Here is an 11,064-nt window from a genome sequence, read left to right as displayed (position 1 = left end):
GGGTACAGATAAAGAAAAATTGGTGAAAAAGTTGTGGGTGCTTGGAAAGAGATTCATAGGTTTGTGCAGTTTGTCGGAGAATTTGTCAAATTATTGTCATTTTTGGTTATTTTAGGAAACCACGAACAATATTTGCGCAACGTTAAAAGTGCGAGCACCCAAATTTGCTCACACTTTTAACGTCAGTTTGATTAAAGATTTAGGCCCCCGCCTAAACAGGTCGACTGGTTATACAGCCCGAAAGCTTAAGTGCATGCGGCGTAGGAATGAGGTGAAATTTCCGCAACGCTATGTATACAATCATTCGTCCTCTATCTCCCCTTCCCCAAAAGGTTCAATAGCTTCATTTAAGTGTAAATGGCTATTGTCAAGATGGAAACCTTTGCCCCCAAATTTGAATTTTGCCCACCTACTAACCTTACAAAAATAAATTTTGTCTTCGAAAAGCGTCTCAAAATTGAATTTTGTAAAATGAAAAACTGAAATTCACACAAAATTGAATAAATTTTTCCAACAAAACCTAAACTTTATATAACCTATCAAAGGAAAATTTCTACATATATTAACTTTATCGTATTTCCTGCGATACGTTTGGACAGGCAAGGCGCCATGCCGCTTCCATTAAATCAATTAGCAGAGAAAAAAGTAGAGAGGATGTGGTAGATGTGAAATTTAATAAAATTCTTGAATTAACTGCTGTCGATATATTGTTCGGCGTCATCGGCTCGAGTGTATCTGTCATAATATTGTATATGTTGACTTCAATTTAGGAGCGTGATGTATGTACAGGTACTACTAGAACCCTTCCCCGATCGTGTCATATTCGGAGAAGGGTTTTTAATTTTGCCTTTTAACAGTAGCGTAGCAAAAACCAAACCAATTTGCCCCCTATCACTTCGTTTTCGGGGTTTTTCATGTAGGAAATACTGGGTGGACTGGAATAAACCTTGGCCGAAGAGGAATAAACGGGTTGTCAAACGGAATAAAGTGCACTCGCGAAGGAACAAACATATCATGAGAATGAAGAAATCAACACGAAAGGGAGTAAACATGAATCCCTTAAAAACCACATAAAAACACCTCCCTCTTTTCATAGGCAGGTGTTTCTAACTTTTATTGATTTCCATGGTTATCCTCCAACGGTTAATGTGTCAATCGATCAAATAGACTTTGATCTCGCATTTGAAGTGCGTAGTCAATCATCCGGCTGCGATTTGCTTGCTCGAGTAACGAAATAAATTCGTTTGCTTCTTTTTTTACATCGCTGGCTGGTTCTCTGTCTTCCGGCTCGCCATGTTGTAATATGGTTTGCAAATGCATATGAATATCAGACACTAACAACAATTGATAGAGTGGTAAGCGGATGAAGCGATTGCCTTTTTGAAAGACGAAGACTTCGGATAAGTTTTCGACTTGGTACGTATTCATATTGACGATAATTTCTTTTCCTTCCACTGGAATGAAGTGGAATAGTTCGTCATCTTTTTTAATTGAGAAATATTGATAGGCAAATACCAGTTTCATCTTCTGGCCTTCCAATTTCGAATAAAATGGCTTCATAAGTTGTACGTGTAACATTGTGTTCCCCTCCTTTTTTATCAAAATATTCTGATTACTACTAGTGTATCACAATCCCGTATGTTTCGTGCATGACAAATCCGAAAAAAATGCTACCAGTATTAGGTAGCATCGACGTCTTTATTCCTTCTTTTTCTGTTTGTGAAAAAAGCGATTGATTGCTTGTGATACTGAATAAAGAACCCGAGAAGTATGTTTTGGATGTTTGAAACGACTTCCGTTTCAAGGTGGTTTTCATTGTATGTAAATGAGCATTTATTGTTCAAAAAATCAATGTGCAAATCTTCAATTTCAAATGAATCAAAAGTCAGGCGTTCAATGAATGCCTTTCCAATTTTATTGGATACAATAATTGCAGCTTTCCGCTCCCCGTTTGGCGTAACGTAGAGAATGTATTCTTGGTCTTTTTGTTTACATTTGGTACTCTGCAACCTTGGTAATACGATTTCATATGTTGGGCAAATGAGTTAACAACCTTTCCTGCTTTGATTTATCTTAAATTCATCTATCATTCATCCACAATTTCTCGTAAAAAATTGGGTTGTTAAAAAATCGGTGGACGATTATGGTGATAAATCCTTGAACCCTGTCTACCTTGCATATAAAGCCGATCCTACTTTTTTTCAGCTATTCCAGGAGTTTTATAGGAAACCAACTCCTGAAAAAGAGAAGTTCAAAGAAATTTTTTGAAAGCCTATCTGCATTTAAAACCTTAAATCTTTCCTTTCACTTACGGTTTTCCGAGAAAAGCCGTATAATGAAAGGAAAGATTTTTTTTGGAGATGTTGTTGTTGAGCCATTCTTTATTTAATATTGCCGTACGCTACCAATCCCATATCCAACAATGGATGGAGACGATTTCGGAAGATTTGCATCCCTCACATCAAGAGGATGAGGAGCTTGTCCGACGTGCTTCGTTTTCCGTTCGTAACGGAGCGGTACGTGCGCTTTCATATGACCCGTACGAACATTTACTCGAAGCAAAAGTGCAAGATGTGAGTCCTTGCATTGTGACGCTTCATTTAGTCGACGAACAAGTTACGTGTTCTTGTCCAGAAAAACGTCTATGTCGTCATTGCTTAGCCGTTTTATTCAGTTTATATATGCAGAAGTTTTCTTTATCCGAGTGGCTCCAGGAATGGCGCTTGAAGAAGTCGGAGCAACTTTCGTTACTTGCCAATGAACGTACACCGGAAAGCTGGAACGCAATCGTTCAATCGACGTTCAATGCTGTTTCTGGTGATTGGTCTTGGAAAGAGCGATACTTTATCGACAACTCGATTATTCAAATGAAACAGAAATTGAAGAAGTTCATGCCTTTTGAACGTGAATGGCAACCTCTTTACGATGTCTATACCAAAACTATGCTGCTTCGTTTGTTGTTTGATGTCAGCGAAGATATGAATGAAAACATGTTCCGCGCTACCATCCAGACCGATATTGAAGATATCCAGCATCAGCTGCTGAATCTCTCGAGCAAACCACGTTTGTTCTCAGCTGATCCTTTTTATGATGCACTTGTGCTACATGTTCGTCATATCGTTTATGAGTTGGAAACGATGGCTGATCTTCGTTTTAATTTGTTTCACGCATATTGGGTCATACTGTTAACAGAAAAAGGCCGTCGTGAACAAGAGTTTGCTTATTTACAGGAAAACAAAAGTCTAAATAACGACCTGTTTCGGGCTTTATTTTGCTTATTGCTAAAAATACCGGATGAATTGAAACTCATTACGGACCGTATTCATCCAAGTGATATGCCTGAATGGATGCATTTGGCGAAACTTGCAAAAGAGCAGGAAGATCTGCCGTCGCTGACGATTATATTGCATGCGATGCGTCCACATATTTTTGATTATGTGAACAGTCATTTGTCTGCATGGAACCGTTCCGTGTTCGTTTCGAAATTATATGCGTTGTATAAATTCATCGAAATGCCGGATGCTGAACGTGAGCAGCTGTTCTGGCAATTTGGTTCATTTGGCGTCCGTGCCTATTCCGATTTCCTGATTGATCAACACCGATATAAAGATTGGGTGGCTCTGCATCACCGATTCGGGTCAACACTCGATTATGCGGAATCATGTGGTATGAAGACTGTCCTCCAGGAAGCACCTGAAACAGTGTTGCCGCTTTATCATGTACTTGCACTGACCGAAGTGCGAGAGCGCAATCGCCATAACTATAAACAAGCCGTTCGCATTTGGAAAAAAATGAAATCGGCTGCAAAGAAAAGTGGCAAAACCGAATATTGGAACAGCTACGTAAGCGAACTTCAAGCGAAATATCGTCGATTGCGCGCTCTCCAAGAAGAGATACAGAAAGGAAACTTGCCTTTATGACTTCCCGTGTATCGCCCTTTATGAAAAATTTAATACTGTCATTCGATCAAATGGATGATGGATTTACAACCGTGCATGCCTACAATGATGAAGGCATGCGTTTATTTACGGAACAATGGATATCTTTTATCTCATTCCAACATGAACCCTCTTTTTACGGTTTGAATCATGATGAAGAAACTCGGTTTTCTTCACTTGAATTAGTGGAACTGTTTTCACCCATCGTTAAACACCCTTACGTGCACGTTAGTGGCTATGCACAGGAAGACGAGTTGACGATATCAACCATTCAACAAACTGCAAACATATGGAGTGCGCCAACTCTTTGGAATGATATTGAGTTTGAAGAAGGCTCACTAGTACTGACAACTGAAGAAGTCCCACCTACTGCAAAAGTGATGCTTACTTCTGCCATTCAGCAGAAACTGTATGGCGCAGGGTTGACGTTATCGGATATTCCTACGTTACTTCCCTTTTTCAAACAAGGCGGTTGGCCTCTGCAAGCTCAAAGCGGGCATGCTGATGTCATTGTGGCACTGCGGCTTAGTGAGCCTGAGTCCTTCTCGGATGAATGGCTATTGGAAACTGTGGTTCGCGGCAAGAAAAGTTCTGTGCACTGGACTCCCGCTTTTCGGAAGAAAGATTCTTCAATCGCTAATGCGCTACCTGATAAATGGAAAGTTCATGCTCCTTATGTGTATGAAACGCAATCCAATATGCTGGAATTAATGAATATGGAATCGGATGCGGATCGGTTTTTATCTAGTTCGTTAAGTGATTTGGACGTCCGCCATTTCTTGCGTGACGATGCAGCACGCCTGCAAGCTCTTGGTTTTGAAGTGATTTTGCCAGGTTGGTTAAAAGCGGTGAAAGAATCCAAACTGCGCGTCAAGTCGAATGCCAAGACCGCTTCGTTTAAAACAACAGCCGGTCTGAATGAAATTTTAACTTTTGATTGGCACTTCTCGTTAAATGGTCAAGCGATTACTGAAGATCAATTCAAACAAATGGTTGAAGAAAATCGTGAGTACATACGTGCCGGTAACGAATGGTTCCGCATCGATTCACACTGGATGCATGAAATCCGCCAGTTGATGGAACAAACGGAAGCTGAAGACTGGACCGTGAAAGAATTATTGTTCCGTGAACTGCCTGAAGCACTCGTACTTGATGAAGATAATTTGGAAGAAGAGGACGATCCATTATTCCAGTTCGAACTGAATCAATCCCTTCAAAAGTATTTGGAACAGCTACAGGATAAGAAAGGTCTGCCTACTACGACTGTTTCCCCTCATTTGTTGACGGAACTGCGTCCTTATCAGCAACAGGGCTTTGACTGGCTTGTGTTTATGCGTGAACAAGGATTCGGCGTCTGTTTAGCGGATGATATGGGTCTCGGAAAAACAGTACAGCTGATTGCGTACTTGCTCCATGTACATCGCACAAATCAAACGGATAAGCCATCGTTTATCATTTGCCCTACTTCCGTTTTAGGAAACTGGCAAAAAGAGCTGGCACGATTTGCGCCTGATTTGGACGTCCATGTGCATTACGGGCAAACACGTTCCAAAGATGAATCTCTGGCTACTGAACTCATTTCCATGAAACCGGATGTCGTATTGACGACTTTTGGTACGGCTTCTCAGGATGCTGAAGCGTTAAGTGAAATCGAATGGGCCAGTGTGACTCTGGATGAAGCTCAGAACATCAAAAACATGCACACGAAGCAAAGTCGTGCGATCCGCAAGTTACGCGGTGAACATCATTTGGCATTGACAGGAACACCAGTTGAAAATCGTTTGTCTGAGTTATGGGCCATTTTCGATTTCATTTATAAAGGCTATTTAGGTAGCTTCCGTAAGTTCCAGGATAACTTTATTGCACCAATTGAACGCGATGAGTCGGAAAATCATAAACAAAAACTACGAAACAAAATCCGTCCTTTCTTGTTGAGACGTACGAAGCAGGATCCAGACTTGCTGTTGAACCTGCCGGACAAACAAGAACAGCGTGAGTATTGCCCATTGACGACGGAGCAAGCAGCACTCTATGAAAGCTTGATTCAGGAGACGCTGTTCAAACTCGAAACATTGACCGGCTTTGAGAAAAAAGGACTTATTTTAAAAATGTTGAGCAAGCTGAAGCAATTGTGTAATCACCCAGCCCTATATCTGAAGGAGGGGTTTGGTGAAGCGGAGTATATGATGGAGCGTTCTGAAAAACTGGCGCGCATCGTCACTTTAGCAGCAGAAATTGCCGCTCGCGGTGAGCAATGTCTCATTTTCACCCAGTACATTGGAATGGGTCATCTGCTACAGCATTGCTTAAGCGAGTTGCACGACATCGATCCGCCATTCTTAACTGGCAGCATGCCAAAAGCACAGCGTGACCGTCTGGTTGAATCCTTCCAGGAAAAAGAATTCCCTGTGTTTCTTTTGTCACTGAAAGCTGGTGGAACGGGACTTAACTTAACTGCTGCAAATCATGTATTGCATGCCGATCGTTGGTGGAATCCAGCGGTTGAAAATCAAGCAACTGACCGTGCCTACCGCATTGGTCAAACGCGTTTTGTCCATGTGCATAAATTCGTGACAATTGGTACGATTGAAGAGAAAATCGACAAATTGCTAGCTGATAAACAAGCTTTGTCGGAAGACTTGATCCAATCCAGCCAGTGGATTACTGAACTAGCGGATGATGATTTAAAAGAACTTCTTACATTAGGTTAACGTTTATATGGATGCCTGTCGGATTTCCGGCAGGCATTTTATTTTATGAAAATTAGAGGGAGTCGGTCTATCTTGGCCTGCTACACTTTTCTTATGACCAGCTTCAAGCACCAGCTCACACCTAAGCTTGGGCCCACAGGATGTGGGTCATGAAGGCGTTCGGACACGATGTCCGGATCTTAGCCTCCCCTCCCAAATACATGCGAAAGCGGGCTTTCGCTTCGTGCCTTCCAGCGCCGGTGTTGAGCTAGAGTGGTGCTTTCCGCTTTTCTATGTACAAGACCGACCGTGCTTCACGCGGCCGGTTTCCTCTCTTGCCAATCTAGTAAAATCTTATTTGCCCACTACGCGTAATGCGGGTTCGGTTAATTTGTGTTCGAGCACTTGAATCCGCTCATTCAAATTCGCAATCATACGAATTAGTTGTTCCATATGTAGTTCCATTCGAATGAGATGATCAGATGATGAAGCTTTCATATTGGGTGAATTCCTTTCTCTTGGATTGAGAAATCTTGTGTACTAACCAACGGTGCGGTCTACCGTGGAAAACATAGTTACACAACCGGTAATTCTTTGTGCTCTTCCTCAGAGAATATAAAGTCTTCTTTCGCTTGCGACTCTTTTTTCATATGAGGAATTTCTGAAGATTGTCCTGCTTTCGGTTTCGTTTGTAAGAATTGAACTTCTTCAACGATGACTTCGGTTACGAAGACACGATTGCCATCTTCTTTTTGGTAGGATCTCGAGTGGATATGTCCACTGATTCCTACAAGCGAGCCTTTTCCACAATACTTCACTGTGTGTTCAGCAAGTTTCCCCCATACAGTACATAATACAAAATCTGCTTCATCCGATTTTGCGCTTTTGTAAGTACGTTGTACAGCCAACACGAAACTTGCTTGCACCCTTCCTTCAGACAATTGCCGGAATACTGGATCTTTTGTCATGCGGCCAATCATCCCGATTTGATTCATTTATTCACCTCCTTTCAGGTTACTGAATTTATTGTACAAAGCACATTTAATTGTGTGCAATGGACCAAAAATTAATTTTGCCCTCTTTTAAGCCTGTAAAAATTTAATTTTGCAAGTACCATATATTAACAAAGGTCTTCTTATAACATGCGGCTCTAAGTGTGAAGCATTTCTTTAAAATGCGGTTTTGGCTAGTTCTCTAAGATTTTTGAAGTCTATGATATAATAGAGTCAATTAAACTTTGCGGAAAGGCTGTGAGCTTATTGAAAACCTTTAAAATGTTGTCTATGACATTGGTTCAAGGGGACCAAACCATTTCGATTCCTCTCGTAGATGGCATCATCATCAATCAAGAAAACAGCCACCGATCATGGATATTAGAAATGTATGTCGATAAAAAAGACAGTACGATATTTGAGCAATACAATGGTTCTGGGGAATTGGTTGAAGTGAAAGTTGTCATTTCGTATCCTGAAAATGAACCTGCAAGCTTTGAAGTTGCAGTATATGCTGTCAAAGAAATTGGAGATTATGTTTCGGTACTGTTGAAAGGGATGTTAATTCGCACCCGTCGTAAGTATGCATTGCAACTTTTGACAGAACTCGTCCAAGATGGATTAACAGGTGAAAATCTTATTACTCGCTTTGAAAACGATATGCGCCAACGACCTCATTTAAAAAAAGACTCGGCTGAAGTTTAGCCGAGTCTTTTTTGTATTTTTTTAAAGCGAGCCCAATTCGCATCTTAGCTTCAAAAACTCAATCAAAGTTTCGATTCATTTCGTCCGGGAAAGACATTCGGGCTTCTTCACAATACAGCATTATTCGTCTTTGTTATCCGCGTCACGTCTATCCATGTCATCTTCAAGGATTTCTTCTTGATCTGTATTCGCGTCTTTCATCATGTCTTTATCATTATCTTTGTTTTGATCTTCGTTTGTTGGATCCACATGATTTTTACCTTCAGTACCAGGCACTAAATTTTGGGTATCTTCACGTACGTCATTTACGTCGTCCTTTACATTGTCATTTACGTCATTTACGTTGTCCTTTACATCGTTTTCCATTGGGGTTTCGTTTCCTGGTACTTTGTCGTTATTCATGTTACATCCGACAAGTAAAAGTGCACTCATACCAAAGACCATCGTTGCTTTTTTCCACATAAAAAATTCCCTCCTTTCCGGCAATTGTTCACCACAATTAATGTGATTCACTGTATGTTGCCCGGGAAAGGAAGGAACTATCCGACTATGCGTTTAGTTTTTCTTTTAAAATGGATTCGACGTATGCCGCTTCCGCTTTACACGCATAATCATAATGAGTGTTGAGTTGTTCTTGCATGATTTCAATTTTTGCAACTTGTTCTTCAGACGGTGGCTCATTCAAAATTTTATCAATGGCTTGATTCATTTTTTTGGCAATTTCTTCGTGAAATGCTGGATCTTGCTTACATTCTTCAGAAATCTTGTCTGCCCATGTAGCACTTTCACTTATATATATACGCCAAGCTTGAATGAAGTCTTCCATACTGAAACGATTTTCAGACCATTCAATCGAAGCCATATAATGTTCAAAAACGGTTTTGATGGAGCGTGTAATGCTACTTTTTACTCCGGTTGGTAATTCTTTATACATGAAGCGGAAAACCTCCTACTTGAAAGGCTACACCGTCTGCTTTATTATTCCCTCAGACGATTAGCATTAAACAACTTTTACTTGTTGAATAGTGATTATTCTTTTTCAACAATTGGTCCGAGAGCAAATAAAATATCTGTTTCGCACGCGATTTCGCCGTCTACTGTCGCGATGGCATGACCTTTGCCCATTGCCCCGCGAAGTTTTACGAATTCCACTTCCAAGCGAAGTTGATCGCCAGGCACGACTTGTCGTTTGAAACGGCAGTTATCTACACCAGTCAAAAATGCAAGACGTCCTTTGTTTTCTTCTTTGTTCAATAACGCTACTCCACCAACTTGTGCCAATGCTTCGATAATTAAAACACCTGGCATTACAGGATATCCTGGGAAATGCCCATTGAAGAAATCTTCGTTGATTGAAACGTTTTTCAAACCAACTGCACGTTTGCCGTCTTCAATTTCAGTAATTCGATCGACCAATAAAAATGGATAACGATGTGGTAAAATTGCTTGAATTTGTTGAGCTGATAATGTCACTGTAAAACCTCCATAAGAAAAGCGTAAAGCGCCACTTCAGATCGACTCCGATGGTGGAAGAAACGAATCGAAAATCTGTTTTCGAATTGTTTCGATATGAAGGCTAGTGTCCCGAAATTGTGTCGGAACGCCTTCATGACCCACATCCTGTGGACCTAACCGGAGGTGCGAGCTGGCGCTTGTAGCTAGACAATATTTTTACTAAAGACGTGCAAAGAGTCGATTTACTTCACTTTCCCGTTTAAAATGTCCAAAATGTGTTGCCATGTTTCCCACTTAAGTGCATCTTTTGGTTCACCATCTCCGATGTAACCATAGCCAATAACTAATCCTGCTGCAATTGCAGCAACGACAAGAGCTAAAACCAAAATAATACGAAGCCAAATCGGGAAAAGACGTATTTGAACCCACCAAGTTTTCTTTTGACCCTTAGCTTCGGCTTTTTCAGCTTTGTGCTGTTTTCGGTTAGAAGCAACTGGCTGTGTTTTTACCTGTAGTTGATCGTCTTTTACTTCATTCGTCATTCGCCGTTCTCCTTATCGTCCATCAATTGTGCATGTATATTTGTTGGTGATCTCTACAGTCGAGTGGAAGCTTTGCCAATATTATTAAGCAAAATACCTGTACCGATGGCTACACAGTCCATTGGGTTTTCGGCTATTAAAACCGGTACTTTCAATTCCTGTGCAAGCAAGAAATCAATGCCGTGCATCAGTGCGCCGCCACCTGTTAAAATCACGCCACGGTCGATAATATCTGCAGATAATTCTGGAGGTGTCTTTTCCAGAACATTTTTCGAAGCCTGCACGATCATGGCAATGGATTCTCGCAAACATTTTTCGATTTCTTCAGAAGTGATTAGAATAGTTCGTGGCAAGCCAGTAACCATATCTCGGCCGCGGATTTCCATTTCTTCTTTGCGTCCACCAGCGAATACCGTGCCGATTCTTATTTTAATATCTTCAGACGTACGTTCGCCAATCAATAACTTATATTCGCGTTTTATGTACTGTAAAATATCATTATCAAACACATCGCCGGCTACTTTAATCGATTCGGACGTTACAATGTCGCCCATCGAAAGGACAGCGATATCAGTTGTTCCCCCACCAATATCAACGACCATATTTCCGCTTGGCTGGAAAATATCCATGCCCGCTCCAATCGCAGCCACTTTTGGTTCTTCTTCGAGGAAAACTTTTTTGCCGCCAGATTTCTCCGCCGCTTCACGAATCGCTTTTTGTTCCACACTTGTGATATTCGTTG

The 11,064-nt window shown here is 41.0% G+C and carries 11 protein-coding genes; 3 read left to right on the top strand and 8 right to left on the bottom strand.

From position 1 onward, the window contains the following. Positions 1-1,143: 1,143 nt before the first annotated feature. Positions 1,144-1,578 carry a hypothetical protein gene (locus AC1DSB_RS07415; protein WP_016428233.1) on the bottom strand — a complete coding sequence of 145 codons (435 nt, stop codon included), beginning with the start codon at positions 1,576-1,578 and terminating at the stop codon, positions 1,144-1,146. Between the two features lie 791 nt (positions 1,579-2,369). On the opposite strand from AC1DSB_RS07415, the gene AC1DSB_RS07410 reads away from it, so the two are divergent. After that, positions 2,370-3,920, top strand: a complete 1,551-nt coding sequence (locus AC1DSB_RS07410) for an SWIM zinc finger family protein (RefSeq protein ID WP_477530888.1) — start codon at positions 2,370-2,372, stop codon at positions 3,918-3,920. Next, positions 3,917-6,649, top strand: coding sequence for a DEAD/DEAH box helicase (locus tag AC1DSB_RS07405; protein ID WP_477530887.1), 2,733 nt, complete (start codon positions 3,917-3,919; stop codon positions 6,647-6,649). The genes AC1DSB_RS07410 and AC1DSB_RS07405 overlap by 4 nt, the downstream gene beginning before the upstream one ends. Positions 6,650-6,982: 333 nt before the next feature. Here AC1DSB_RS07405 and AC1DSB_RS07400 read toward each other — a convergent pair whose 3' ends face one another. Both AC1DSB_RS07400 and AC1DSB_RS07395 read right to left on the bottom strand, forming a co-directional pair. Continuing rightward, positions 6,983-7,126 carry a hypothetical protein gene (locus AC1DSB_RS07400; protein WP_016428237.1) on the bottom strand — a complete coding sequence of 48 codons (144 nt, stop codon included), beginning with the start codon at positions 7,124-7,126 and terminating at the stop codon, positions 6,983-6,985. 77 nt (positions 7,127-7,203) lie between these two features. After that, positions 7,204-7,623 (bottom strand): single-stranded DNA-binding protein, encoded by a 420-nt coding sequence (locus AC1DSB_RS07395; protein WP_477530886.1) that lies wholly within the window; start codon positions 7,621-7,623, stop codon positions 7,204-7,206. Between the two features lie 264 nt (positions 7,624-7,887). Here AC1DSB_RS07395 and AC1DSB_RS07390 point away from each other — a divergent pair, with 264 nt between their 5' ends. Further along, the gene (locus AC1DSB_RS07390; protein WP_477530885.1) at positions 7,888-8,325 is read left to right on the top strand and encodes a YwpF family protein; all 438 of its coding nucleotides are present in this window, start codon (positions 7,888-7,890) and stop codon (positions 8,323-8,325) included. Positions 8,326-8,445: 120 nt separating this feature from the next. Here AC1DSB_RS07390 and AC1DSB_RS07385 read toward each other — a convergent pair whose 3' ends face one another. The 5 genes from AC1DSB_RS07385 to mreB form a co-directional block, all read right to left on the bottom strand. Next, positions 8,446-8,787, bottom strand: a complete 342-nt coding sequence (locus AC1DSB_RS07385; RefSeq protein ID WP_477530884.1) for a hypothetical protein — start codon at positions 8,785-8,787, stop codon at positions 8,446-8,448. A gap of 85 nt (positions 8,788-8,872) precedes the next feature. Continuing rightward, a complete protein-coding gene (locus AC1DSB_RS07380; RefSeq protein WP_477530883.1) occupies positions 8,873-9,259 on the bottom strand; it encodes a hypothetical protein in 387 nt (128 codons plus the stop codon). A 95-nt stretch (positions 9,260-9,354) separates the two neighbouring features. Next, positions 9,355-9,798 carry a 3-hydroxyacyl-ACP dehydratase FabZ gene (fabZ, locus tag AC1DSB_RS07375; protein ID WP_016428242.1) on the bottom strand — a complete coding sequence of 148 codons (444 nt, stop codon included), beginning with the start codon at positions 9,796-9,798 and terminating at the stop codon, positions 9,355-9,357. A gap of 224 nt (positions 9,799-10,022) precedes the next feature. Beyond that, the gene (locus AC1DSB_RS07370; RefSeq protein ID WP_477530882.1) at positions 10,023-10,322 is read right to left on the bottom strand and encodes a DNA-directed RNA polymerase subunit beta; all 300 of its coding nucleotides are present in this window, start codon (positions 10,320-10,322) and stop codon (positions 10,023-10,025) included. 53 nt (positions 10,323-10,375) lie between these two features. Then, positions 10,376-11,064, bottom strand: a 689-nt coding sequence (gene mreB / locus AC1DSB_RS07365) for a rod shape-determining protein MreB (protein ID WP_477586286.1), incomplete at its 5' end; no start/stop codon positions are given.

The organism is Paenisporosarcina sp. P4_E4_2, from assembly GCF_056401595.1.
The sequence above is the reverse complement of the archived record's forward strand: the minus strand, read 5'-3'. Positions and strand labels throughout refer to the sequence as shown.